Source organism: Actinoplanes rectilineatus, from assembly GCF_000962825.1.
Taxonomy (GTDB): domain Bacteria; phylum Actinomycetota; class Actinomycetes; order Mycobacteriales; family Micromonosporaceae; genus Actinoplanes; species Actinoplanes rectilineatus.
Genome location: NZ_JZKF01000049.1, coordinates 1 through 25,340 on the forward strand (window position 1 = coordinate 1; position 25,340 = coordinate 25,340).

Sequence of the window (25,340 nt, forward strand, 5' to 3'; positions counted from 1 at the left end):
ACTTCAGGCGCCCAGCACACCCGTAATCAACACACCACCACGGGCGTGATGACTTCAGGCGCCCAGCACACCCGTAATCAACACACCACCACGGGCGTGGTGACTTCGGGCGTCCAGCGCGCCCGAAATCACCACGCGGACGGGCTTCGCACCCTGACCGCGAAACGCGTCTAATCGGTACGCGCCGCGGACAGCTTCTCGGCCCGGACCCGGGTGGCGAGCTCCTCCGGGGTCAGCGGCTTGGCGTACAGATAGCCCTGTCCGGTGGTGCAGCCGAGGATGCGCAGTTCGTCGGCCTGGGCCGGGGTCTCGATGCCCTCGGCGATGGTCCGCAGCCGCAACACCGTGGCCAGGTGGATGATCGCGGTGGTGACCGCGGCGCCTTCCGGGCTGCCGTCGAGTTCCGCCACGAAGCTTCGGTCGATCTTGAGGATGTCGACCGGGAGCCGGGTCAGGTACTGCAGCGACGAATAGCCGGTGCCGAAGTCGTCGACCGCGATCCGGATGCCGTGGCTGCGCAGTTCGTGCAGGGCCGCGATGCCGCTGTTGTCGTCCACCAGTGCCGACTCGGTGATCTCCAGGATGAGGCGGCGGGCCGGGGCGCCGGTCCGTTCCAGCACCGCCAGCACGTCGTGCACGATGGTCGGCTCGCGCAGCTGACGGGGTGACAGGTTGACGCTGATGTACATCTCCTCCCGGCAGGCGAGCAGTTGGATCAGCGCCTGTTCGAGCACCCACAGGCCGATCGGGATGATGGTGCCGCTGCGTTCGGCGACCGGGATGAACTCGTCCGGGCGGATCAGCCCGCGGACGGTGTGCTGCCAGCGCAGCAGCGCCTCGGCGCCGAGCGCGTGACCGGTGGCCGTGTCGACGATCGGCTGGTAGACCACCTTCATCTCGTTGCGGCCCAGCGCCTGCTGCAGGTCGTCGGCGATCGCCGCGTCGGCGGCCCGCCGGTCCACCATCCCGGGCTGGTACAGCGTGAAGCCGTGACTGCCGGCCCGTTTGCTCTGGTACATGGCCACGTCGGCGCGGCGGATCAGGGTCTTGTCGTCCAGGCCCGGCTCGTGGACGGCGGCGCCGATGCTGGCCCGGACCGGCAGCGTGTCGTCGTCGACGACCACCGGGTGGGCGGCCATCGAGGCGAGCAGCCGCTTGCAGACGGCGCCGGCCTGCTCGTCGTTGACGATCTCGGTGAGCAGTACGGCGAACTCGTCGCCGCCGATCCGCGCGATCGTGCTCTTGCCCCGGATGCCGCCGCGCAGCTGATGCGCCACGTGCACCAGGTACGCGTCCCCGACCGCATGCCCGTACGCGTCGTTGACCAGTTTGAACCCGTCCAGGTCGATGAGCAGGATCGCCGGGTGCTCGCCCCGTTTCATCGCCCGGTCCAGCCCGTCGTCGAGCCCGGCCCGGTTGGCCAGCCCGGTCAGCGCGTCGGTGATCAGCAGCGCCCGGCTGTCCCGCAGCGACAGCATCTGCCGGCCGGCCGCCGCGCAGGTCATCAGGGTCAGCCCGAGCACCAGCCCGCCCCAGGGCATGAACTGCCGCTCGATCAGGGTGACCGCGAGCATGAACAGGCCGCCGCAGATCATCGCGACCATCGGCAGGTACGTCGACCAGGCCGGCGCCTTGGTGATCCGCGGATGGTGCGACAGGTCCCGGGCGCTGCTCAGCGCGACCAGCGGGGCGGCGGTGACCAGGACGCCCGCCGCGATCAGCATCCAGCCGGCGACCATGTTGCCGACGTCGGAGTGGGTGGCGGCGGTCCGGGTCATCAGGATGTCGGCGACGGCCCAGATGCCGATGCCGACGGTGTACACCGTGACCGGCGCGGCGAACCGGGTCACCGCCCCGCGCAGGATGATCGCGGCGACGGCGGTGAGCATCAGCAGGTCCCCGAGGGGCCAGGCGATCGTCCCGATCCAGAGCAGCCGGGGACTCTCGTGGGCCAGCACCGGTTCCAGCGCCACGTACCAGATCGCCATGAAGCCGGCGCCGAGGACCGTGCCCACCTCGGCGACCAGCGCGGCTCTTCGGCGACCACGGAAGTGCCCGAGACCCGCTCCGAACGCGCCGAGCGCGAAGCAGACGTACATCGCGGTCCGGGAGATCATCATCGCGGCGAGCCAGAAGGTGCCGCCGGTCGACTGGGCGACGGCGTACAGCCCGAACGTGACGATCTCGGTGAGCCGTCCGGCGGCGATCAGCCACCACGCCCCCGGCTTCGTCCCGGACCGGCGGGCCGCCCGGAAGCAGCACACCGCGCCGACCACGTCCAGCACGACGAGCGTGAGGATGGTGATCCACGGGCCGGATTCCCGGTCGAGGAGGCCGATCACCTGCCCGGCGACGGCCGCCACACTGAGCCCGGCGAGGCCGGCCGCCCAGCGTCGACCGGCCCGCGACGGCATCCCGCTCCGGCTCTTTCGCGGCACGTCCTCTGATCGGCGGGACGGACACGATTCTGAGCCGTCGGCCACCCGGCCGCGTTTCCCCTGGTCGCGGGGATTCGTTACATTCCGTCAGTGGTAACTGATCTCTGGCGTCACCCCTGGCCGATACCGTCACAGCGGCCGCCGGGCCCGACCCGATGAGCCTGCTGTACACGCCGCTGCGGCTGGGTCCCCGGACCGCACCGAACCGGATCGTCGCGGACGGGCACGGCACCGGACTGGCCCGGGGCACCTTCTCCCCCGAGCTGCTCGCGTACCTGGCCGCCCGGGCGGCCGGCGGCGCCGGCATCGTGATCACCCAGTCCGCCTGTGTCACGGCCGGTCACGGCGACCTCCCGGTGCTGCCGGAGGGCCGGATGATCCCGGCGTTCCGGGCGCTGGCCGACGCGGTCCACCCGCACGGCTCGCTGGTCTTCGTCCGCCTCGAACATCCCGGCGCCCAGGCCGTGTACACCGGGTCGGGCACACCGGTCGCGCACGGTGCATCACCGGTACCCCTGAGGCTGTTGGGGAATGCGCCCGGCGTGCCGCACGCCGCCGACGACGCGTTCCTGACCGACGTGATCCGCGGATTCGCCGACTCGGCCGCCCAGGCCAAAGCGGCCGGGATCGACGGCGTGGAACTGCACTTCGCCCACGGTGACCTGGTCGAACAGTTCCTCGACGAGGAGACCAACCAGCGCGGCGACCGGTGGGGCGACGACCCGCTGCTGCTGGCCCGGGAGATCCTGCACGGGGTCCGGCAGGCGGTCGGCCGCCGGATCGTGGTCGGCGCCCGGGTGACCGGCGGCGTGCCGGGCGACCGCGACGCCACCAACCGCAAACAGCAGACCGTCCGGGAGCTGCTGGAACTCGGCATGCTCGACTACGTGTCGGTGACCGCCGGACACTACGCGGACGCCCGGGGCACGGCCGGGGCGATCCCGGACGCGAGCCACCCGCCGGCGGTGTGGGCCGAGTTCGGCAGGCGGATCCGCGAGGGCTCCCCGGTGCCGGTGATGCTGGCCGGGCGGATCACGTCGGCGCCGCTGGCCGCCTCCCTGATCGACGACGGCGCGGCCGACCTGGTGGCGATGACCCGCGCGCTGGTGGCCGATCCTGATCTGCCGCGCAAGGACCCGGCGCAGGTCCGGCCCTGCGTGGGCATCCAGGACGGCTGCTGGGGACGGCTCGCCAAGGGACAGCCGCTGCGCTGCGCGTTCAACCCGCACGCCGGCCGCGAACTGCTGCCGCTGCCGGCGCCGGTACGCACCGAACGGCACGTCGTGGTGATCGGTGCCGGCCCGGCCGGGCTCGAAGCCGCCCGCTCCGCGGCGGCCCAGGGACATCTGGTCACCGTGGTCGAACGGTCCGGCCAGGTGGGTGGCCAGGTCAGGATCGCATCGGGTACGCCGTACCGGCACGAACTGGCGGACGTGCTGGATTGGCAGGAACGCCAGTGCCGCAGCCTGGGCGTGGCCATCCAGCTGGATCGGGACGTGGACGCGAACGGCGTACTGGCCCTGCGTCCGGATGTGGTCATCCTGGCCACCGGGTCGCGCGGCACCGCCCTGGACGGCGAGATCGACGTGCGGGAGGCGCTGACCACCCCGATGGGCGACCATGTCCTGGTCTACGACAAGTGGGGCGGGCGGGCCGCGTTGTCGGTCGCCGAAGGTCTGGTGGCGGCCGGTAAGCGGGTGGTGTTCGCGACGCCGCTGACGTTCCCGGGGCAGGGCGCCGACGAGACCGTCCGGTTGCCGTCGTGCCTGCGGCTCGGCGCGGCCGGTGTCCGGTTCCACGCGACGGTCACGCTGACCGGGCTGGCCGGCGGTGAGGCGTGGCTGCGCGACGACTACAGCGGACGGTCGTTCAGCGAGCGGGCGGACGCGGTGGTGGCGTCCCGGCCGCCGCAGCCGGCCGACGAACTGGCGGAGGCGCTCCGCGGCCGCGTCGAACTCCATGTGATCGGTGACGCGCGCTCCCCGCGCGGTGTCACCGAGGCGACCGCTGAGGGTTTCGAGACGGCCCGGCTGCTCGGCGACGTGATCCCGTCGGTGCAGGTGCTGTAGGGCCGGCGGAGAGCACGTTTCCGCAGGTCAAAAAATAATTTGACGACGCCGGTATCCTGCCCGCCATGCCGGCGCAGCGGGAGGTGCCCGGGCTGGAGGGGGTCCGTGGATCGAGCGCGGCCGGGACGCCTTGGAGTAGGTGGGGGAGGTGTGGGCGTACCCCCGGAGAAAGCGTCCGCAGACCGCCGGGATGCGGCAGGAACGGGGTCGGAGCGCCGGATCGAGGTACCCGGATCGCCGGAAATCTCCCGGGCGCGTAGGGTTTCCGGCCGGACCGGTCGCCACCTCTCCCGACGGGCGGCCGGAGCAGGAGGAGCAGAGCCGATGTACCAGCCGCCCGAAGCGCCGAAACCTGGGACCGTCTACGGGCGGGGTGGGGCTGACGCCCGGCCGCCCGAGAAGGGCAAGTCGGGTGGGGTGCATCCGGGGGTGCTCGGGCTGTTCGTGGTGGCGATCCTGTTCGTGGTGGGTGCGTTCGCCTATCTGAACCTGCGGCCCGAGGCGGACGAGTCGGCCCAGGCCAGTGCGCCCGCGTCGGCTGCCGCATCGTCGGCTCCGGCGGCCGCGGCCACCACCAGCGCACCGCCGGAGAACGAGTTGACCACCGGCAAGTGGATCCTGGCATTGAAGAAGGACGCCGAGGTCCGGCTGACCGTGGACGGCGACTTCGCGGCGTTGAAGTCCGGCGACGGAACCGCGCTGACCGTGGTGAAGGGGCTCGCCGACGAGGCGTGTTTCAGCCTGCACGACGGGGACGACCGTTACCTGCGGCACTTCGACTACCGGCTGCGGTTCGACGAGAACGACGACTCGGAGTTGTTCCGGAGTGACGCCACGTTCTGCCCGGAGGCCGGTCTCACCGTCGGGAGCATCCAGTTGCGCAGCAAGAACTATCCGCAGTACATGCTGCACCAGCGGGACTCCGAGGTGTACATCGACAAGTCCGACGGGACCGACGAGTTCATCGAGCAGAGCGGCTTCGTCGTCAAGAAGCCGTGAACGACGCGGATGCCCGGGGCCGACTGCTTGACCACGGACATCCGCTGAACCGGCACGGCCCGGCACGGGGCCGTCGCCTTCCCTGACAGGGATACACCGCCGGGCCGCTCCGGGCCCGCGACGACGGGTTCGCTGTGCGGTTGCGGAACAGGGCGTTCGTCTCCCGGTCAGACCGTCCGGCGGGCGAACCCGGCGACGATCGTGGCCGCCACGTCGCGGAGTTTGCGGTTGCTGTCCTGCGAGACCTTCGTGAGGTGCGCGAACGCCTCGTCCGGGGTGCACCGGCGCTGCGCGATGATCACGCCTTTGGCCTGTTCGATCACGGCCCGGCTGCCCATCGCCTCGCGGAGCTGGGCGGCCAGGGCGACGGCGTCGAAGAACACGCGGGCGTTGTCGAGGGCGACCGAGGCGTACCCGGCGTAGGCCTGTGCCGTCTCGGTGGCGCCGGCGCTGAAGGCAGCCGCGGGACGGGCGTAGATGTTGAGCGAGCCGCCGCGGGTGCCGGCAGTGGTCAGGCCGACCGAGAGCACGCTGCCCATGCCGGCCGCCGCCGCGTGCGACGACCAGTGTCCCCAGCGGGTGTCGGTGGCGGTGTCCGGCACCGACACGGTCGACCGGTCCGCGGCCGCGTCCAGGCACGGGCCGGTCCGGGCGTGGTATTGCCGCTCGTCGAGCCGGGACGCCACGTCACCGGTGGCGGCGGCGGTGAACGGCCCCCGCTCGCCGAGCAGGGTTATCGACACCTCGCCGGCGCCCGGAACGAGCTGGACGGCCAGGGCGGCGACCCGGCCGACGAAGTCGTCCCTGCTGGTCTCGCTGAACCTGATGTGCCCGAGCGCGGAGAGTGCATCGGACGGACCGGGGACATGCGTCATGACTGTCAGGCAATCCTTGCAGCGGAGGCGGGGAGGAAACCATGCCCGGAATCGGTGGGATCCCGAACTCGCGCCGCTGCTTGACGCTGATCGGCCCGGTGCGGCCTGCGCCCACTTTACCCGCCGTGAGGCGCCGCCAACCCACCCGGTGAATCCTCATCGGAGTCCATGGTCAGCGCGGGCCGTGGATCTCCTGGTGGAGGCGTTCCATCCGCTGGTCGAGGCGGGCGGCGTCGGTCGCCGCCTCGACGAGTTCGGCGCGCAGGGACGCCGGGACCTCGGAGTCGTGCTTGTAGTAGATCTTGTGTTCGAGGGTGGCCCAGAAGTCCATCGCCACCGTGCGCAGCTGGACCTCGACCGGGACGGTCACCACCCGGTCGGACATGAACACCGGGATCTCCACGATCAGGTGCAGGCTGCGGTACCCGTTGGCCTTCGGCTTGGCGATGTAGTCCTTGGTCATGAGCAGCTTGATGTCCGGCTGCCGGGTCAGCATGTCGGCGACCGTGTAGACGTCCGAGACGAAACTGCACACGATCCGGACACCGGCGATGTCCCGGATCGTCACCCGCAGGTCGTCGAAGGTCAGCTCGCAGCCGACCCGGCGGGCCTTGGCGGCGATGCTGGTGACCGTCTTGAGCCGGGTGGTGACGTGCTCGATCGGGTTGTCCCGGCCACGGAGAGTGAGTTCCTCGGCCAGGATGGTGATCTTCGTACTGACTTCGGCGAGCCCGAACTTGTACACCATCAGGAACCGGTTGAGATCCTCCATCAACGGGTGGACCAGGTCCTGACCCGCCTGCAGAGGGACGAGAGGCCCGTCCGTCATCGTCTCCAGCGTCTTCCTCGATCGCACAACCCAGCTTCGCTCGCGCGACCGGGACCGTCATACTCCGGCCGCGGTCACTCGACATACCGTAGTCGCGGTATGCCACCCGCCGACCGGCGGCCCACAAGCCGACCGAACCGGAGAAATCTGCACGAAGAGCCGAGATAGACGCCCGCGACTCTCCCCTTAGTCTGGGGGAGCGTGACCGTGCTCAGCGAAGGGGGTGTCGTGCACTTCCGGCTACTGGGTCCGGTCGAGGCCGCCGAGGCGGGGCGGCCGCTCGCCCTGGGCGCGTCGAAGCAGCGTCACCTGCTCGCGGCCCTGCTGATCAGCGACGGGCAGCCGGTGACGTTCGAGGCGCTCGGCGACCGGCTCTGGGGTGACGATCTCCCGGCCGACACCCGGGGCGCACTGTACGGCTACGTCGCCCGCCTCCGCCGGGTGCTCAAGCACAGCACCGGCGTCGCCCTGGAACGCTGGTCCGGCGGCTACACGCTGCACGTCCCGGCGGGGTCGGTCGACCTGTTCCGGTTCCGGCGGCTGGCCGGGTCGGCACGCGACGCGACGGCCGGCGACCGGTTCGCCCGGCTGGACGAGGCACTCGGGCTGTGGCATGGCGACGCGCTCGCCGGGCTGCCCGGGTCGTGGGCCGAGCGGGCGCGGGAGAGCCTGTCCCGGGAGCGCCTCGAGGCGCTGACCGCGTGGGCGTCGGCGGCCGCGGACACCGGCCGGCACGGCGTGGCGGCCGACCGGCTCGCCGCCGAACTGGCCCGGGACCCGCTGCGTGAGGCGGTGGTCGCGGCGATGATGCGGGTGCTGCACGCGGCCGGGCGCACCACCGAGGCGCTGGAGCTGTTCGCCCGGTCGCGGGCCCGGATCCTGGACCGGTTCGGTGCCGAGCCGGGCCGTCTGCTGCAGGACGCGCACACGGCACTGCTGCGGGCACCCGCCGCCCCCGAAACGGTCAAAGAACCCGACCGGCCGTTCGTCATGCCGCCCGACCTGGTCGACTACACCGGTTACGACAGCCGGATCGCGGACACCCGCGCCGAGTTGCTGGCCGGTGGGGTGCCGCCGGTCGTGGTGGTCTCCGGCCCCGGCGGGGCGGGCAAGACCGCGTTCGCGGTGCACGCCGCGCACGCGGTCCGCGAGCACTTCCCGGACGGCATGATCTTCCTGAACGTGGGCGGCGCCGACCCGCTCGAGCCGTCCGAGGCGCTCAGCCGGGTGCTGCGGATGCTCGGGATCACCGACGCGGACGCCCAGGGCAACCTCGACCTGCGGGAACGCGTCGAACGCTACCGTGCGGCGCTGGCCGGCCGACGGCTGCTGGTGATCCTCGACGACGTGGTGCAGGCCGCCCAGGCGCAGCCGTTCCTGCCCACCGAGTCCGGTTCGGCGCTGCTGGTGACCAGCCGGTTCCGGCTGCCCACGGTGTCCGCGACGGCCCGGGTGGAGCTGGGCGTGATGACCGTCGCCGAGGCGACCGCGCTGCTCACCCGGGTGATCGGGGCCGGCCGGGCGGACGCCGACCCGGCACAGACGCGACGGCTGATCGCCCTGTGCGCGCGGCTGCCACTGGCCGTACGGGTCGCCGGGGCCCGGCTGGTGGCCCGGCCGCACTGGACCGTCGCCCAGCTCGCCGACCGGCTCGACGACGAACAGCGGCGCCTCGACGAACTGGCCGTCGACGAGCTGGAGGTCCGCGCCGGGCTGGCCGTCGGCTACCGCGGCCTGACGCCCCGGGCACAGCTGGCGTTCCGGGCGCTGGGCAGCCTGGACCCGCCGACGGTGACCGCGCTGACCGTGGCGGCGCTGCTGGGGACCGGGCTGTCCGAGGCCGCCGACCTGATCGAGGAGATCACCGACGCGCGGCTGCTGGACGTGGTGGACGCCGACGGGCACCTCACCCAGTACCGGATGCACGACCTGGTCCGGCTCTACGCGAGCGAGCTGGCGCGGGCCGACCCGGACACCATGCGGGCGACCGTCACCGCGGCGGTGTCCGCCCTGCTGCGCGTGGTGGAACACCTCGCCGAACAGCTGCCGGTGGCCCTCCCCCGGCTCTACCACCCGGCGGACCTGCCGGAGCCGCCCGCCGACTGGGCTGCCACGGTGGCCCGGATCGACCCGGGACGCTGGCTGACCCGGGAGGAACCGGCGCTGATCGCCGCGGTGGAACGCGCCGCCGCCCTCGACCTGGCCGCGCCGGCCTGCGGGCTGGCCGACGCGCTGGTGTTCGCGTCGTTCGCCGAGTTCAACAACTTCGACGGCTGGGAACGGACCCACACGGCCGCGGCGGCGACCGCCCGGCTGTCCGGGGACCGGCTCGCCGAGGCGGCGATGGAGTGCGGCATCGGCCAGCTGCGCTACGCCCAGGACCGGTTCGCCGACTCCCGGCGGCACTTCTCCGCCGCGGCCGGGCTCTTCGAGGCGGCCGGCCACGACCGGGGGCAGGCCGTCGCGCTCAACGGTCTCGGCACGGTCGGCCGCGAACTGGGCCAGCACCTCGTCGCGCTGCCGCAGATCAACCAGGCCCGGGAGGTGCTGGAGCGTCTCGGGGACGACGCCGGGGTGGCGCACGCCGACTACAGCCTCGGGTTCGCGCACCGTGAGCTGGGCGACGACGAGGCCGCCGTGCGCCACCTGACCGCGGCGCTCGACCGGTACCGCCGGCTCGGTCACCGGCGCGGCGAGCTGATCTCGATCCGCGGCGTCGGTCTGGTGCACCGGGCCCGCGGCGAGCTGGACGCGGCCGAACAGCACTGCGCGCAGGCGCACGGCATCGCCGTCGACGTCGGTGACCGGCACCTGGTGGCGTTCACCACCCAGGCCCTGGCCAAGATCTGGGTCCGGCGGGGTGACCCGCAGCGGGCCGCCGAACCGCTGGCCGCCGCGCTCGCCACGATGACCGCGCTGCGGGACGGGCACGGGACGGCGCTCGTCACCCGTACCATCGGGGAGATGCACCTGGCCGCGGGCCGGTTCACCGAGGCCGCCGACCAGCTGACCTCCGCCGCGCAGCAGTGGCGCACCCTGGGCATGGAGCTCGGTTACGCGCGCGCCCTGCGGGACCTCGCCGCCACCCGCTGCGCGGACGGCGACCACCCCGGCTCCCACGATCTCTGGGCGCGTGCGTTGCGCATCTTCCAGAGCTTGGGGGTACGCGAGAAGGACGAGCTGGACGCCTGGCGGGCCCGGTTCGGCTGTCACTGCCCGCCGGGGCACGTCACGTCGTCGGTGTCCCGCAACACCCTCACGATGTTGCCGCCGGCCAGCGCCGCCAACTCGTCGTCCGACCAGTTCCGGGCGGCCAGCTCGGCGAACAGGCGCGGATAGCCGGACACGTCGCCGAGCCCGGCCGGCATATCGTCGCAGCCGTCGAAGTCGCCGCCGAGCCCGACGTGCCGCACCCCGGCCACCTGCCGCACGTGGTCGACGTGGTCGGCGACCTGCGACACGGTCACCGCCGGCTGCGGTCCGATCCGGCGCCGCACCGCGGCGACGGCGTCCCCGCTGCGGGTCACCTCCGCCTCGACCGCCTTCTGCCACTCCCACCGGTCAGCCGAGACGAACGCCGGCACGAACGTCACCATGCAGACACCGTTGTTGCCGGCGAGCCGGGTCAGTACCGCGTCCGGCACGTTACGCGGATGACCGCACACCGCCCGCGCCGACGAATGACTGAAGATCACCGGGGCGGTGGTGGTGTCCAGGGCCGCGTTCATGGTCGCCTCGGACACGTGCGACAGGTCGACGAGCATCCCGATCCGGTTCATCTCGGTGACCACCTGCCGGCCGAAATGGTTCAGCCCGCCGAGCCGCGGGACGTCGGTGGCGCTGTCCGCCCACGAGACGTTCTGGTTGTGGGTCAGGGTCAGATAGCGGACGCCGAGCTGCCGCAGCATCCGCAGCACGGCGAGCGAGTCGCAGATGCTGTGCCCGCCCTCGGCGCCGATCAGCCCGGCGATCCGCCCCGACCGGAACGCCTTCTCCAGCCCGTCCGCGGTGGTGGTCAGCGCCAGCCGGTCCGCGTGCCGGCGGGTCATCACGTGCACCAGGTCGATCTGCTGGAGAGTCTGCACCACCGCCGCCGCCGGGCTGAGCGACCCGGGCACGAACACCGACCAGAACTGCGCGCCGACCAGGCCGGCCGCCAGCCGGGGCAGGTCGGTACGGGTGTCGGGCTGCCCGCGGTCCAGCGTGAACCGTTCCAGGTCCTGCTCGGAGACGGCGGTGCCGGCGAGTTCCCGCAGCGCGTACGGCAGATCGTTGTGCCCGTCGACCAGCGGCACGGTCGACAGCAGCCGGGTGATGCGCTCGTCGTTCACCTGTCCCCCACGGTCGCCCTCTGCCGGCCGTGCGGGGTCACCCCCCGTGTGTGACCCCGCGTCTCCCGTCGGCCGGGCACCGATGTGCCCCGGGGCGATGAGATCACCCTGGCAGACCGGTCTGCCGACGATCTGGCAGATTTCTGGCAGCCTCCCCGCGAATTTCCTGCCCCGGCACCGCCCGCGCTGATCAAATCCGGTCCAGGAATGGATGAAGCTTGCCCCACGACCATTTTCCGAACGGATACCACTGCCCTTTTTTGAATACCCGCGGCACTGTCTCCCATATCGCCCTTCTGGTCAGATATCCTCCCGCAAGCCTCAGGTTCTGGTTAACGATGCCTCACCTCCGGTAACGTCGGACACATAAACATTGACCTTCCTCGTCGGGTGGGGGTGCGTTTGCTGTACTTCTTCCTGAGTTATGCTCACGGCGATGACGACCATTATGTAATGCGCTTCTTCAAGGACCTCTCCGCCGAGGTGCGCGTCCTCGCCGGCGCCGACCCGCACGAGGAGGTCGGATTTCTCGACGCGCACAGCATCGAACTGGGCGAGCTCTGGCGCAGTCGCCTGACCACGGCACTGAGCGAGAGCCGGTGCTTCGTCGCGCTCTGCACCCCGCGCTACGTCATGTCCCCGATGTGCACCGCCGAATGGGCCGCCTTCGAGGACAAGATGCACCGCTACCAGCAGAGCACCGGCGTCCTGCCCGGCGCGCTGATGCCCCTCTCCTGGTGCGCCCTCGAGGACATCCCGGATATCACCGAGCGCTATCAGCGCACCCATCAGATCCTCGGCCCGGAGTACTCCGCCGAGGGCGTCCGCCAGCTGGTCCGGCTGAGCATCAACCGCGACCAGTACCGCCGCATGGTCAGCGCGCTGGCCGGCCGCATCGTCCGGCTGGCCCGCAGCCACGACCTGCCGCCGCTCCCGGCGGACCGGACCCTGGAGTCCTACTCCCCGCCCGGCACCACCACGACGGCGGGCACGAAGAACTCGTGGTCGGCGCCGGACACCGCCGAAGGGTCGGTGGGCCTCGTCCACTTCGTGGTCGCCGCCGCCGCACGCACCGACATGCTGGGCCAGCGCGAGAGCCTGGAGTACTACGGCGAATCCGCACTGGACTGGGCGCCGTACCGCCCGCACGCCCAGCAGGCGCTCGCCCTGCTGGCCGGGGACATCGCCCAGCGGCGCAGTTTCCGCTGGCAGGTGGCCGGGCTCAGCGAACTGCACGCCCTGATCATGCGGGCGAATCTGCGGAACGAGGTCATCGTGCTGCTCGTCGACGCCTGGGCCGCCCGCTTCGACGAACACCGGGACGTGCTCCTCGACTACGACCGCCGCAACGAGCCGACCACCGCGATCATCATCCCGATCGCGGTGGTCGACCAGGAGACCACCGACAGCTACCCGATCCTGCACGAGGCGATCCGGCGGGCGCTGCCCAACAACAGCGTCCGCCGCGACGCCGCGGTCTACCACGAGCGGATCGAGGACCCCACCGCGTTCGACAACGCCCTGTCCCGGGCGCTCCGGGTGGCCCAGAACCGGATCTTCGACCGGGGGCGCCGCGACGACGGCGGCGGGCACCGCCCGATCCTCCCCGCACCGATGTAGCGGATCCCCCACCAGGAGATGCCATGGGCCAGGTCGTCACGTTCTACTCGTACAAGGGCGGTACCGGCCGGACCATGGCCCTGGCCAACCTCGCCTGGATCATGGCGAGCAACGGGCTGCGGGTGCTGGCCGTCGACTTCGACCTGGAGTCGCCCGGGCTGCACCGCTACTTCCACCCGTTCCTGCCCGACCCCCGGCTGCAACGGACACAGGGCGTCGTCGAGATCATCCGGAAGGCTGCGGCCGCGGCCCTCGATGTCCGGCTCCGCTCGGACGACGAGAACGAGATCGTCGCCGCGCACACCGCCCAGGCGAACGTCGTCAAACACGCCGTCTCGGTCGACTGGGCCTCGTTCCCGGACGGCGGCACCCTCGATCTACTCCCCGCCGGCCAGCAGCAGCCCGGCTACTCCGACGAGGTGAGCACGTTCGACTGGGGCAACTTCTACGACCGGCTCGGCGGACGCCGCTTCCTGGAGCTGCTCGGCCGGAGCATGCGCGACAACTACGACTACGTGCTCCTGGACAGCCGGACCGGGCTCAGTGACGTGGCCGGCCTGCTGACCGTCGAGTTCCCGGACATCGTGGTCAACTGCTTCACCCTGAGCACGCAGAGCGTCGCCGGGGCGGCGAGCGTCAGCAAATACCTCCGGGACCTGCCCGCCGGGCGCACGGTGCGGATCCTGCCGGTGCCGATGCGGGTCGAGGACGCCGAACAGGCCAAACTCGAGGCCGGCCGGGACTACGCCCGGGCCAGCTTCGGCGACTACCTGGAAGACCTCGACCCGGACCGGCGGGAACGTTACTGGAGCGAGGTGGAGATCCCTTACAAGCCCTATTACGCGTACGAGGAGATCCTCGCCACCTTCGGCGACCGGCCCCGCCAGGAGGGCACGCTGCTGGCCGCGTTCGAACGGCTCGCCGCCGTGGTCACCGACGGCCGGGTGACGCGGCTGCGCCCGGTGGACGAGACCGCCCGCCGGCGCACCCTGGGCGTCTATGAACAGCCGCGGACCACCGCCGAGACCCGGGTGCTGGTCAGCTACGCCTCGATCGACCGGACCTGGGCGGAGTGGATCGCCGTCGCCATCGCCGACGCGGGGGCGGAGGCGACGATCCACGACGTGAGCCAGCACTCCCGCAGCCGGCATCTGGACGAGGCCGCCCACCTGCTGAGCCGCAACAACCGGGTGATGACGGTCCTGTCACCGAGCTATGTGGTCTCGGACAACGCCCGTGACCTGTGGAAGCTGACCGCCGAGCGGGCGACCGGCGCCCCCGGTTCGCTGACGCCGGTCCGGATGGACAGCATGCGGTATCCCCCGCCGTTCACCGACCAGCCGGCCGTCGAGTTGTACGGGCTGGACGCCGAGCAGGCCCGCACCGCCGTCCTGGAGGGACTGGACCTGCGGACCCCGATGACCCCGGCCCGGGTCTCGGTCGCCCGGCACCGGGTCCGGTACCCGGCCGACGCCCCGCAGGTGTCGAACCTGGCCCCGCGCAACAACACCTTCGTCGGTCGCGACGTCCTTCTGGAACGCGTCCGGGACCGCCTGGCCACCGCCCCCGACCGGGTGGTCCCGCAGTCCCTGATCGGGCTGGGCGGTGTCGGCAAGACCCAGATCGCCCTGGAGTTCGCCCACCGGTTCGCCGCGGACTACGACACCATCTGGTGGGTGTCCGCAGACCCGATCGGTCAGGCCCGGTCCGGTCTCGCCGAGCTGGCGGTCAAACGGGAGGTGGCCACCTCGTCCATGCCGGTTCCGGAGCGGGTCCGTCTCGTCCTGGAGTCGCTGCGCCTCGGCAGCCGCTGGCTGCTCGTGCTGGACAACGCCGACGACCCGGAGGCGTTCCGCGGGCTGGTCCCGCCGAGCGGCGGCCATGTCCTGATCACCTCCCGGAACCCGTCGTGGAGTGAGGACACCGAGATCATCCAGGTCGACGCCTTCGCCCGGGAGGAGAGTGTGGCGCTGCTGCGGCGACGGGCGCCGCACGTCGCCGAGGGGGACGCCGCCGAGCTGGCCGAGCTGCTCGGCGACCTGCCCCTCGCGGTCGAACAGGCCGGTGCCTGGCTCAAGGCGACCGCCATGCCGGTCGAGCGCTATGTGGAGATGCTGCGCGACGAGCTGCCCCGGATGCTCGCCCAGCCCGCGCCGGGACCCGAGCTGCAGTACCCGGACTCGGCCGCCGCCACCTGGCTGCTGTCGTTGCAGCGCATGCGCCGGGAGATGCCGGCTGCGGCCAAGGTACTGGAGATCTGCGCCTTCTTCGGCCCCGACCCCATCCCGGTGTCCCTGCTGTCCGGTGACCGTTTCAAGCGCTACCTGGTGGCCGTCGACCCCTCGCTGGTCGATCCTCTCCTGCGAATCCGGGTGATCTGGGAGATCGGCCGGTACGCGCTGGCCCGGATCGATCCCGGTCAGAGCAGTCTGCAGATGCACCGCCTGGTCCAGGTGGTGATCAGGAACAGTCTCGCCGGCGACGCCCGCGATCTGAGCCGCCACGAGGCCCAGCTGATCCTCAGCGAGGCCAACCCGAACTACCCGGACCGCCCGGAGAACTGGCCGAGGTACGCGGAACTGTGGCCGCACGCGGACCCGGCCGACGTGCCCACCTCCACCGAACCCGAGGTACGCCAGTTCGTCCTCGATCTGGTGCGCTACCTCTGGCGCAGCGGCGACCTGGTCAGCAGTCAGGAACTGGCCGAACGTGCCCTCACCTGGTGGGACCCGGACGGCACGTCGCACGATCCGACGGTCCTGCTGATGCGGTTCCACCTGGCCAACGCGCTGCGCCTGCTGGCCCGGTACGAGGAGGCGTACACGATCGACCTGGAGGTCCGGGACCGGATGCGGACCGTGCTCCCGGAGCGGCACCCGTACGTGCTGATGGTGGCGCAGAGCCTCGGCGGCGACCTCCGCGAGCTGGGCAGGTACCAGGAGTCGCGGCAGCTGGACGAGGAGACGCTCGCCGGGTTCCAGGACGAGTTCGGTGAGGACAACGACCGGACGCTGATGGCGCTCAACAACCTGGCGGTCTCGCTGCGGCTGGCCGGGGAGTTCGGCACCGCGACCCGGATCGACGAGGACACCCTCGCCCGGCGGCGGCAGAGCCTGGGGGCGAGCAACCCCTACACCCTGTACTCCGCCGCGAGCCTGGCCCGGGACCTGCGCGAACAGGGCGACTACGACAAGTCGCACGACCTGCTGCTGCGGACCTTGGCGACCAGCCGCGAGGTGATGGGCGCGGACCATCTGGAGACACTGCGGACCGCGAACAGTCTGGCGGTGTCGTACAAGAAGCGTGCCGAGTTCGACGCGGCGTGGACGACCGCGATGGACACCCTGGTCGTCATGCAGCGTTTCCACGGCCACGATCACACCGACACGCTCGCCTGCTCGGTCAACCTCGCCTGCGCCGAGTCGTCCCTGGGCGACGACGAGGGCGCCCGGGCCCGGGCCCAGGAGGCGCTGCGCCAGTACCGCATCCAGCGGGGTGACGAGCATCTGCTCACCCTCACCTGCGAACACAACCTGGCCATCTTCATCCGCAAGCTCGGCCGGCCCGGGGAGTCCCGGCCGCTGGCCGAGCACGCGTGGCACCACCTGGACCGGCTGCTCGGCGAGCAGCACCCGTACACGCTGGTGAGTCAGGCCAATCTCGCCAACGACCTGTTCGAGCTGGGTGACCGGGAACGGGCGCGGGAGCTCGACGAGCGGACGTACGGCATCCTCCGCCGGCTCCTCGGCCCGGACCATCCGGACGTCCTCGCGGTGGGCAGCAACCTCGCCGTCAGTCTCCGGCTGGCCGGCGAGACCGACCCCGCGGAGAATCTGAAGCTCCGGCTCGTCGCCCGCGCGTCCGGGAAGCTCGGCACCGGGCACCCGAACACCGTGCTGATGAACGAGAGCCGGCGGATCAATCTGGAGATCGAACCGCCGTGGGTGTGAGCCCGTGCCGGGTCTGCCAGTCCGCGCGGAGCGCCTCCACGTCCCGGCGGGCGCGGCCGGCCGTCTCCGGGCGGACCGGCACCGCGGTGAGCAGGTCCAGCCGGGCGGTCAGCCCCTCGGTGAAGCGCCGCCCTTCGGCGGTGAGCGCGGGCGCGGACCGCAGCTGGGGAAGTGCCGCCGCCAGCTGGGCGGTCGTCTCGGCGAACTGGGCCTCGGCCCGCGTGGCCAGGGCGGGTTCGGCGCGCAGGGCGTTCCAGGCCTCGGCGACCGCGAGGAACGCGTAGACCCCCTGCAGCAGTCCGCCGAGGGGGCGGGAGTCACGCCGCCAGGGTGCGAAGAACCGTTTCTCCCGGGCCGCCGGGTCGAAGAGGCGGGCCAGGTCGAGCAGAGCGCTCAGCGTCGAGTGCTGGAACTCGTGGATCAGCGTCACCGCGAAGGCGGCCGCGTCGACGGGTTCGGTCAGGGCCAGGCCGCCGAACGCGTGGTGCGAGGTCGCGCTGAGCCCGGGGGCCCCGGCGATGCCCGCCAGCGGCACCATCGAGCGCAACCCGGCCCGCAGCTCCGCGGCACGGTCCGGCAGGTGGACCGCGAGCAGGCGGGACGCCTCGGTGAAGCGGTCCTGCCAGCGGGCGGCGGTGCCGTCCGGGACCGGCCCGGTGACCGCCATGGTGAAACAGTCCCGGTAGGGGTCCCGGTCCTCGAGCGTCACCCGGAAGGTGTGCTCGCCCTGCACCGCGCGCAGTTCCCTGGCGATGGTCCCGGAACGCCCGCTGACCTGGTCTGCGAGACGGTCGAGGTGGTCGAAGTCCTCCTCCATCGTGGTCCCGGCGTCGGTGGCGTCCGGTGCCGCCCCGATCAGGCGCCGGCCGATCCGGCTGCTCCACGATCCGACCCACGGCGACCGCAGCATCTCCCGCACCGACTCGGGTGACTCGCGTTCGGCGCGGACCAGGACGTCCAGTGCGGCCCGGGACCGGTCCGGTGCGGCCTCACCGACCGCCCGCAGCAGCAGCATCCGCCTGCTCAGCAGGGCTCTGGTCAGCAGGCCGACCCCCGTGGGACCCGCCGTCCCCGCGCTGAAGCGGTCGAAGATCGGCAGGGGGACGCCGAGAGTGGCCAGGGTCATCGTGCTCCGTCCCGGTGAGATCGGCACGCAGCCGCCGGGCCGCGTGGTCGATGAGGATGCGCAGGTCGCCGCAGTACACCGACGGGTTGCGGAACCCGTCCGGTTCGCGGTAGCGGTGCACGTAGTGGCCGCCGCCGCAGACGCGCTGCACCGGGCAGGCGCGGCAGTCCGGGCCGAGAGCGTCCACACCGAGCTGGCGGGCGACGAACCCGGGATGCCACAGTGCCGCGTCGAACCCGTCGGTCAGCACGTTCCACGGGGTCGCGGCCGCACCCGGGTACGCCGCCTTCAACGCGTCGGTCTGTTCGATCGCCCCGTCCGACTCGACGATCACCGCCCGCATCGGGGACAGCCCGATCTGCTCGTTGCCGCCCTCGCCGCCCAGGAGCAGGTTGAGCAGCGACTGGAAGAGCCGGACCCGGACCTCCCGGACCGGGGCGTCGTACCAGCGGTCGAAGACGCGGCAGAGCCACCGGCCGTACCCCGAGCCGGCCGGCGGGTTCGTCCAGGTGGCGTGCGGGAACAGGAAGTCGATCGCCGGCGGGCGGTGGGCCAGCAGCTGCTCGTAGCACTCCACCGGGTCCTGGCTGAGATCGATCGTCGCCAGCAGGCCACCGAGGGCGCCGGCCCCGGCGAGCATCTCGATCGCGCGGACGGCCCGGGCGTGGCTGCCCGCGCCTCCGGCGTACCGGCGGTGGCGGTCGTGGGCGGCGGGTCCCCCGTCGAGGCTCACACTCACCGTGACCCTCGCGGCGGCCAGCGCTGTCACCGCGGCGTCGTCGATCAGCGTGCCGTTGGTCTGCAGGCCGACCCGGAGCCGGCACGACGCCGGGACCGCCGACCGGATCTCGGCGACGAACCCGGTCAGGACGTCGACACCGGCCAGCAACGGCTCACCGCCGTGCAGGACCACCAGGGCGTCGGCGAGCTCGTGCCGGCCGACGTGCTCCGCGATCCGCCGCGCGGTCGCGGTCCGCACCTCGGCGGGCATCAGCGCCGGCCTGCCCCGCCACGACTGATCGACCATCGTGTATACGTAGCAGTAGTCGCACGACAGGTTGCACCGCTGGTGCACCTTCGCCACGAACTCCCGGAACGGCGCCGGCCGCCACCCGCTCGCGGCGATCGCATCAACGTCGAGGAGTTGATCCGGCCATCGAGGCGGGGCGATGCGGACGGCGGTCATTCGATGAAGCTGTTCCAACCCGAGATGACGTCGTCCGGCGACTCGAGATCGGTCAGGACACGCTTGACCGCGTGGTCCAGCGCGCTGTCCCGGCGCGTGACGACGTCACCGAGGGAGAGCCCCGTGACGTCGATCAAGTCCGATCCGACCAGGCCCGGCGCGAGCCTGTCGTCGCCTTCCGCCATCGATCCTCCAGCCGACTCGCCGAGTTCCGACAACTATCCGCCTTCATAGGCTTATCGGACTTGCTCACCGGTACCTTAACGGCAGGCGATGGATGCGGGTTGCGGGCGGGTCAAGGATCAGCCGGGCGGGTCGAAACTCCCGGGGCCGGCGAGTCAGAGCCCGGCCAGGACGGGTGGCTCGACGTCCTCGCCGGCCAGCACGTCGCGCAGCAGCGGCGGCGCCTCGCCGAACCGGGCCCGCCACTCCCGCGGATAGCCCAGCGAGACCTCCTCGAAACGCACCCCGTCACGCTCGGTCGTCCGGCGGATGTGCAGGTGGCCGTAGACCGCCACCTGCGCCCGGAAGCGGGTGTGCCAGTCGGCGGTGCCCTCAGTGCCGCACCACTGGGCGAACTCCGGGAAGCGCAAAATATCGGTCGGGTGCCGGTGCAGCGGCCAGTGCGTGACCAGCAGCGTCGGCAGGGCCGGGTCGATCGCGGACAGGCGGCGTTCGGTCTCGGCCAGGCGCGCGTCGCACCAGGCCTCCCGGGACGGGTACGGGTCCGGGTGCAGCAGCATCTCGTCGGTGCACACGATGCCGGTGCGTTCCGCGTACGCCAGCGACTCCGCCTTGGTGGTGGTGCCCGGGGCCCGCCAGGTGTAGTCGTAAAGCACGAACAGCGGCGCCACCACGACCGGGCCGCCGGTGCCCGTCCACACCGGGAACGGGTCCTCCGGGGTGACCACGCCGAGGGACCGGCACGCCGCGACCAGCTGCTGGTAACGCCGGTCGCCGCGGGCGGTCACCGGGTCCTTCGGGTGGGTCCACAGTTCATGGTTGCCGGGCGCCCAGATCACTTTCGCGAACCGGCCGGCCAGGTGCCGCAGGGTCGCCACCACCTCGTCGAACACCTCGCCGACGTCGCCGGCCACGATCAGCCAGTCGTCGTCGGAGGTGGGTGCCAGGCGGCCGGCCAGCTGGAGGTTCTCCTTGTACGCCACGTGCAGGTCGCTCACCGCGAGGAGCTTTCCGGCCGTCATGAGGAGCAGGCTACCGGGATCTGACGGCAACGCGACGCCAGGCGTACCCCTGGAGAACGACCACGGCCGTCACCCGCGGCAGCAAGAACGCGGGCGACGGCAGGCCGTGTCAGGCGGACCGCGAGGTCACCGAAGGTTCCGCGGGTTCCGCAGGTTCCGCTGCTGAGGCGGGCGCGGGCGGGCGGGCCTCGAGACGACCGCCGGGGTCCTGGGACAGTTCGCGGAGCAGGGCGACGATCAGCGCCAGCATGACCACCACGAACGGCAGCGCCACCAGGATGGTGGCCTGTTGCAGGGCTTCCAGGCCGCCGGCGACCAGCAGCACCGCGGCGACCGCCCCGATGGTCAGGCCCCAGACGATCACGAGGGGGCGGCGCGGGTCGAGGTCGCCGCGCGAGGACAGCGTGCCCAGCACCAGGGACGCCGAGTCGGCGCCGGTGATGAAGTAGAGCGCGATCAGGATGATCGCCGCGATGCTGGTGACGTTCGCCGCGGGCAGCGCGTCCAGGAGGCCGAACAGGGCGCCCTCGGCGCCGTCCGCGAGCTGCGCGGTGAGGTCGGCGGTGCCGCTGAGCTGCATGTCCAGGGCGCTGCCGCCGAGCACGGCGAACCAGATCACGCTGACGCCGCTGGGCACCAGCATGACGCCGACGACGAACTCGCGGATGGTGCGGCCGCGGGAGATCCGGGCGATGAAGGTGCCGACGAACGGCGCCCAGGAGATCCACCACGCCCAGTAGAAGATCGTCCATCCGGCCAGCCAGTCCGGGTCGGCGACGGCCGCGGTGAGCGCGGACATCTCGACCAGGTTGCTCAGGTAGCTGCCGATCGAGGAGGGCAGCACGTTGAGGATGGCGCCGGTCGGCCCGGCCAGGAAGACGAAGAGCACCAGGGCGGCGGCGAGCACGACGTTCGCGCTGGACAGCCATTTGACGCCGCGGCTGATGCCGGAGACCGCGGACAGCACGAACGCCACGGTCAGCACCGCGATGATGGCGATGTCCAGGCCTTCGGACTGCGGGATGCCGGTGACGATGCCCAGGCCGGCGGCGATCTGCAGGGCGCCCAGGCCGAGGCTGGTGGCCGAGCCGAACACGGTGGCGAAGACGGCGATCAGGTCGATGGCCCGGCCGGCCGCGCCGTCGGCGTGTTTGCCGAGCAGCGGGTGGAACGCGGCCGAGAGGCTGTTGCCGCGGCCTTTGCGGTAGGTGGCGTAGGCCATCGCCAGGCCGACGACGGCGTAGATCGCCCACGGGTGCAGCGTCCAGTGGAAGAGCGTGAACTGCATCGCCGAGGAGGCGGCCGCGGTGGTGCCGGGTGCGGCGTCGGCTCCCGGCGGTGGCGTGCCGAGGTGCTGCAGCGGTTCGGCGACGGCGTAGAAGATCAGGCCGATGCCCATGCCGGCGCCGAACATCATCGCGATCCAGGCGGGCGTGCTGAACTCGGGACGGTCGTCGTCGCGGCCGAGCCGGATCCGGCCGTACCGGGAGGCGGCCAGGACCAGCGCCGCGACCAGGAAGGCGTCCGCGGCGACCACGAACAGCCAGCCGAAGTCGGTGATGGTCCAGGCCAGGCCGGCGCTTGCGGCGTCACCGAGCGACCCGGGGCTGAGGATCCCCCACAGGACGACGGCAACGATGCCGGCCAATGCCACGGACACGATGACAGGATCCACGGAGGGCTTCCTGTCGGTGATCGGTGGTTGATTTCCGCTCATGGATTTCGGAGCGTAGTCACCCCACCAGGCATTACTTTTCAGCAGTTATACAGATAGTGATCATCAACACGACTCCTGGGCGCAACCCAACCCGGCCAGGGCGAGGTCGGCGAGCGTCGCGCAGTCGTCGTCGCCGGGCGGTCCGCCGTGGGTCTGCTCCCACATGAAGACGCCCGAGTAGGCCAGGAAGACGGCCAGGCGGCCGCGGGACGCATCCTCGATCTCGCCTCTTGCGGCCGCGTGGTCCGCCGCCCGGTGAAAAGGCGCGAGGGTACGCGTGACCGCGCTCGCCATCAGATCCCCGAGTTCGGTGGCGCTCGCCTTGGCGGCCGCGGCGATCGCCCGTCCCTCGGGGCGGGCCGAGCTGTCCCGGATGCGGCACAGCAGCACCAGCAGGTCACCGCGCAGGGTGCCGGTCGCCGGGTCCCGGTCGTGCTCGGCCAGCAGCGGCTCGACCACGGCCTCGAGCAGGGCGGCCTTCGACGGCCAGCGGCGGTAGATGGTGGTCCGGTTGACGGCGGCGGCCCGGGCCACCCCGTCGATGGTGATCGCGGCGAAGCCGACCCGGGTCATCTCGGCGAGGACCGCCGCGCGGACCCGTTCCACCACCTGAACGCTGCGCGCCCCGTGCCGGACGCCGGTGGTGCGCCGTGTCAGCTCCGTCATGGGAGTCACTATGGCATCATCGTGTTGCCTTTTTCGTCTCCATCCCTCTGACGGGAGCCCTCGTGAGTCTCGACTGGATCTACTCCGCAATCTCGTGGATCCTGCTGACCTGGCATGGCATCTGGGACGCCCTCGGCGTCCCCGACGACGCCGTCCTCGGCACCAACTGGACCTGGGTCCTCGCGATCGTCTTCCTGGTCGTCACCCTGCGCGCCATCCTCTTCCCCGTCTTCGTCAAGCAGATCAAGAGCCAGCGGGCCATGCAGGCGCTGCAGCCCAAGGTCAAAGAGGTGCAGGAGAAGCACAAGGACGACAAGGAGGCGATGCAGAAGGCGATGATGGAGCTCTACCAGACCGAGAAGGTCAACCCGCTCATGGGTTGCCTGCCGATGTTCGTCCAGATCCCGGTCTTCCTCGGCCTGTTCCACGTGCTCAACCGCCTGCGCCCGGACAACCTGGGCACCGAGAGGTACGGCTGGAGCGCCGAGCAGTTCTACGACGCCACCCACGCCGGCCTGTTCACCGCCCCGCTCGCCGGCAAGTTCGGCTCCTCCGCCGCCGAGCTCGAGGCCCTGGGCGCCTCCGGCGGCGCGGTCAAGGTCATCGCCGCGATCCTGGTCCTGGTGATGATGCTGACGACGTACCTGACCAGCCGCCAGATGATCCTGAAGACCGGCTGGGCCGAGGACCCGCAGCAGAAGATGATCCAGCGCATGATGCTGTACGGCATCCCGGCCACGCTGCTGTTCTCGGGCGCGCTGTTCCCGCTCGGTGTGGTCATCTACTGGGTCACCAACAACCTGATCACCCTCGGACAGCAGCAGTGGGTGCTGCGCAAGTTCCCGCCGGCGAACCTCGCCACCGGCACGACCCCGCCCGCCCCGGTCACCCCCTGACCCTCACGGCCGGTGTCGAGCTGGAGGGCGGAGCGCGGCGATATCCGGATGCCGTCCGGGTGCGCGCCGCGGGACCTCCACCTCGACCCGGATCGGGCGGTGATCACTGCCCACCCCGCGCATCGCCCCGGACCTCCGGATCCGCAGGCCCGGACTCCGCAGGATGTGATCGATCTGGGCCAGCGGCCGGTGCGCGGGCCAGGTCCGCCCCCGGGCCGCCTGACGGTACGGGCGGGCCAGCAGAATCGTCGGCCAGAACATGTTGAAATCCCCCGCGATGACCGTCGGGCGGTAGTCTCCGGCCAGCCCGCGCCGCAGCCGGAGCAACTGCGCCGGGCCGTACGGCAGCCGGTGGGTGAGGTGCACGTTCACCACCTGCAGGCCGGCCACCTCGACGACCTGCGCCGACCGGTCACCGATGACGTCACCGGGGGCGGCACCCAGCCCGATCGGGGTGCGGACCGTGATCGGATGCCGGCTCAGCACGGCGATCCCCCACGCGCCGATCTCGTCCGGCGCCCGCGGGGCCACCGCCAGGCCCGGCAGGTCCACGTCGCCGGTCATCGGCAGTTCGGCGTACCCGGGGTAGCCGCAGTCGCCGGCCGCCGCCCGGGCCAGACTCACCCCGCCGCGCGGGCGCCAGTTCTCCTGCACCAGGACGACGTCCGTGTCCAGAGCGGCGATCGCCTCCTCGACCGGGTACGCGTACCCGTGCCGGTCCAGCCCGCAGTGCAGGTTGATGCTGGCCAGGGTGAGCGGCACGGCAGCGGTACCCCCATCCCCGGCACGTCGCCGGCGGGCCGGATCGTCCCTGCTCCCATCGGACGATTCCGGCCCCTGCTGAGAGCACCCCGGCCCGGCAGCACGAACGCCCGGTCCCGGCGCGGATCCTCCTCCGCGCCGGAACCGGGCTGCACCGGCGGCGACCGCTGACCGCGGCCTCGAGGACCCACCCCCGGCTCCTCGCCGCCACCGACGACTGCTCCCCCTGACCTCCTGCTCCCCCGCCCGCGCGGCCTCCCCGTAAGCGCCGCCCACTCCCTGTCCGCGCCGCCCACTCCCCCGTCCGCGTTGCGACAACCATGATCAGCTTTGGTTGAGGGCGATCCCGGTGCCCGCCGGTTGCCGTTCGGGAGCAGGGCACCAGGAGACAGTGCCGCCCACCACCGCCTGACCACGGTCGGCGGGCGGCACTGCCCGGGTGGCGCTCAGTGACAGGCGACGGCGCTCACCGACGAGCGCCAGCTGTGGCAGAGCAGCATGTGCAGAGCGCTGCCCTGCGTCGCCGAGGCCGGTCCGGCCGTGGTCACCACGACACCGCCGGTGGCCATCAGGGCCGTGGCGGCCAGGGTGGCGGCTCGGCGCCTCCAGATCCGTGACGGTCGATCTTGCATGGTCATCCCCGCTCCTCCTACTGTCTACAATGGATGTCC

Annotated in this window: 17 protein-coding genes and 1 pseudogene; 6 read left to right on the top strand and 12 right to left on the bottom strand. The window is 71.7% G+C overall.

From position 1 onward, the window contains the following. Positions 1–170 precede the first annotated feature (170 nt). A complete protein-coding gene (locus WH85_RS47515) occupies positions 171–2,414 on the bottom strand; it encodes a putative bifunctional diguanylate cyclase/phosphodiesterase (RefSeq protein WP_052720898.1) in 2,244 nt (747 codons plus the stop codon). A 179-nt stretch (positions 2,415–2,593) separates the two neighbouring features. Between WH85_RS47515 and WH85_RS29950 the strand changes: the two genes are divergently transcribed. Both WH85_RS29950 and WH85_RS29955 read left to right on the top strand, forming a co-directional pair. Next, positions 2,594–4,507 carry an oxidoreductase gene (locus tag WH85_RS29950; protein ID WP_045745391.1) on the top strand — a complete coding sequence of 638 codons (1,914 nt, stop codon included), beginning with the start codon at positions 2,594–2,596 and terminating at the stop codon, positions 4,505–4,507. 324 nt (positions 4,508–4,831) lie between these two features. After that, entirely contained in the window at positions 4,832–5,506 is a 675-nt protein-coding gene (locus WH85_RS29955; protein WP_083449361.1) for an AbfB domain-containing protein, read from the top strand. A 167-nt stretch (positions 5,507–5,673) separates the two neighbouring features. Here the strand turns inward: WH85_RS29955 and WH85_RS29960 are convergent, their stop codons facing one another. Both WH85_RS29960 and WH85_RS29965 read right to left on the bottom strand, forming a co-directional pair. Beyond that, positions 5,674–6,381, bottom strand: a complete 708-nt coding sequence (locus WH85_RS29960; RefSeq protein ID WP_045745393.1) for a GAF and ANTAR domain-containing protein — start codon at positions 6,379–6,381, stop codon at positions 5,674–5,676. Between the two features lie 172 nt (positions 6,382–6,553). Continuing rightward, on the bottom strand, positions 6,554–7,210 hold the full coding sequence (locus WH85_RS29965; RefSeq protein ID WP_052720899.1) for a GTP pyrophosphokinase: 657 nt from the start codon (positions 7,208–7,210) through the stop codon (positions 6,554–6,556). Between the two features lie 228 nt (positions 7,211–7,438). Here WH85_RS29965 and WH85_RS49135 point away from each other — a divergent pair. After that, a pseudogene (locus WH85_RS49135) lies at positions 7,439–9,871 on the top strand (AfsR/SARP family transcriptional regulator); the annotation flags it as partial. 548 nt (positions 9,872–10,419) lie between these two features. On the opposite strand, the gene WH85_RS53260 reads toward WH85_RS49135, so the two are convergent. After that, the gene (locus WH85_RS53260) at positions 10,420–11,541 is read right to left on the bottom strand and encodes a dipeptidase (protein WP_045745394.1); all 1,122 of its coding nucleotides are present in this window, start codon (positions 11,539–11,541) and stop codon (positions 10,420–10,422) included. Positions 11,542–11,937: 396 nt separating this feature from the next. On the opposite strand from WH85_RS53260, the gene WH85_RS29975 reads away from it, so the two are divergent. Continuing rightward, on the top strand, positions 11,938–13,161 hold the full coding sequence (locus WH85_RS29975; protein WP_281179097.1) for a TIR-like protein FxsC: 1,224 nt from the start codon (positions 11,938–11,940) through the stop codon (positions 13,159–13,161). 23 nt (positions 13,162–13,184) lie between these two features. Further along, positions 13,185–17,111, top strand: coding sequence for an FxSxx-COOH system tetratricopeptide repeat protein (gene fxsT / locus WH85_RS29980; protein ID WP_045745396.1), 3,927 nt, complete (start codon positions 13,185–13,187; stop codon positions 17,109–17,111). On the opposite strand, the gene WH85_RS47520 is transcribed toward fxsT, so the two are convergent. From WH85_RS47520 to WH85_RS30010, 6 genes are all read right to left on the bottom strand, one after another. Then, entirely contained in the window at positions 17,080–18,126 is a 1,047-nt protein-coding gene (locus WH85_RS47520) for an HEXXH motif domain-containing protein (RefSeq protein WP_052720900.1), read from the bottom strand. The two genes, fxsT and WH85_RS47520, sit on opposite strands and share 32 nt — an antisense overlap. Continuing rightward, positions 18,101–19,423 carry an FxsB family cyclophane-forming radical SAM/SPASM peptide maturase gene (locus WH85_RS53265; protein ID WP_063775557.1) on the bottom strand — a complete coding sequence of 441 codons (1,323 nt, stop codon included), beginning with the start codon at positions 19,421–19,423 and terminating at the stop codon, positions 18,101–18,103. Before WH85_RS53265 ends, WH85_RS47520 begins: the two co-directional genes overlap by 26 nt. Further along, positions 19,420–19,608, bottom strand: coding sequence for an FxSxx-COOH cyclophane-containing RiPP peptide (gene fxsA, locus WH85_RS29995; protein ID WP_045745397.1), 189 nt, complete (start codon positions 19,606–19,608; stop codon positions 19,420–19,422). Before fxsA ends, WH85_RS53265 begins: the two co-directional genes overlap by 4 nt. Positions 19,609–19,761: 153 nt before the next feature. After that, entirely contained in the window at positions 19,762–20,628 is an 867-nt protein-coding gene (locus WH85_RS30000; RefSeq protein ID WP_045745398.1) for a metallophosphoesterase family protein, read from the bottom strand. A 109-nt stretch (positions 20,629–20,737) separates the two neighbouring features. Then, entirely contained in the window at positions 20,738–22,345 is a 1,608-nt protein-coding gene (locus tag WH85_RS30005) for a BCCT family transporter (RefSeq protein ID WP_045745399.1), read from the bottom strand. Between the two features lie 63 nt (positions 22,346–22,408). Next, positions 22,409–23,011, bottom strand: a complete 603-nt coding sequence (locus WH85_RS30010) for a TetR/AcrR family transcriptional regulator (RefSeq protein ID WP_045745400.1) — start codon at positions 23,009–23,011, stop codon at positions 22,409–22,411. Between the two features lie 62 nt (positions 23,012–23,073). On the opposite strand from WH85_RS30010, the gene yidC reads away from it, so the two are divergent. Then, a complete protein-coding gene (yidC, locus tag WH85_RS30015; protein WP_045745401.1) occupies positions 23,074–23,907 on the top strand; it encodes a membrane protein insertase YidC in 834 nt (277 codons plus the stop codon). 3 nt (positions 23,908–23,910) lie between these two features. Here yidC and WH85_RS30020 read toward each other — a convergent pair whose 3' ends face one another. Together WH85_RS30020 and WH85_RS30025 are read right to left on the bottom strand one after the other, a co-directional pair. Continuing rightward, on the bottom strand, positions 23,911–24,669 hold the full coding sequence (locus tag WH85_RS30020) for an endonuclease/exonuclease/phosphatase family protein (protein ID WP_052720901.1): 759 nt from the start codon (positions 24,667–24,669) through the stop codon (positions 23,911–23,913). 446 nt (positions 24,670–25,115) lie between these two features. Next, on the bottom strand, positions 25,116–25,307 hold the full coding sequence (locus WH85_RS30025) for a hypothetical protein (protein ID WP_157411293.1): 192 nt from the start codon (positions 25,305–25,307) through the stop codon (positions 25,116–25,118). Between the last annotated feature and the right edge of the window lie 33 nt (positions 25,308–25,340).

Excerpts from the sequence above, each read along its gene's own strand:
- WH85_RS30010 (WP_045745400.1), bottom strand. The coding sequence starts at position 23,011 with ATGACGGAGCTGACACGGCGCACCACCGGCGTCCGGCACGGGGCGCGC.
- WH85_RS29955 (WP_083449361.1), top strand. The coding sequence starts at position 4,832 with ATGTACCAGCCGCCCGAAGCGCCGAAACCTGGGACCGTCTACGGGCGG.
- WH85_RS47515 (WP_052720898.1), bottom strand. The coding sequence starts at position 2,414 with ATGCCGTCGCGGGCCGGTCGACGCTGGGCGGCCGGCCTCGCCGGGCTC.
- WH85_RS30000 (WP_045745398.1), bottom strand. The coding sequence starts at position 20,628 with ATGACGGCCGGAAAGCTCCTCGCGGTGAGCGACCTGCACGTGGCGTAC.
- WH85_RS29965 (WP_052720899.1), bottom strand. The coding sequence starts at position 7,210 with ATGACGGACGGGCCTCTCGTCCCTCTGCAGGCGGGTCAGGACCTGGTC.
- WH85_RS29950 (WP_045745391.1), top strand. The coding sequence starts at position 2,594 with ATGAGCCTGCTGTACACGCCGCTGCGGCTGGGTCCCCGGACCGCACCG.
- WH85_RS29960 (WP_045745393.1), bottom strand. The coding sequence starts at position 6,381 with ATGACGCATGTCCCCGGTCCGTCCGATGCACTCTCCGCGCTCGGGCAC.
- WH85_RS53265 (WP_063775557.1), bottom strand. The coding sequence starts at position 19,423 with ATGACCGCCGTCCGCATCGCCCCGCCTCGATGGCCGGATCAACTCCTC.
- WH85_RS30005 (WP_045745399.1), bottom strand. The coding sequence starts at position 22,345 with ATGAGCGGAAATCAACCACCGATCACCGACAGGAAGCCCTCCGTGGAT.
- WH85_RS30025 (WP_157411293.1), bottom strand. The coding sequence starts at position 25,307 with ATGACCATGCAAGATCGACCGTCACGGATCTGGAGGCGCCGAGCCGCC.
- WH85_RS47520 (WP_052720900.1), bottom strand. The coding sequence starts at position 18,126 with ATGCTGCTGCTGCGGGCGGTCGGTGAGGCCGCACCGGACCGGTCCCGG.
- fxsT (WP_045745396.1), top strand. The coding sequence starts at position 13,185 with ATGGGCCAGGTCGTCACGTTCTACTCGTACAAGGGCGGTACCGGCCGG.
- fxsA (WP_045745397.1), bottom strand. The coding sequence starts at position 19,608 with ATGGCGGAAGGCGACGACAGGCTCGCGCCGGGCCTGGTCGGATCGGAC.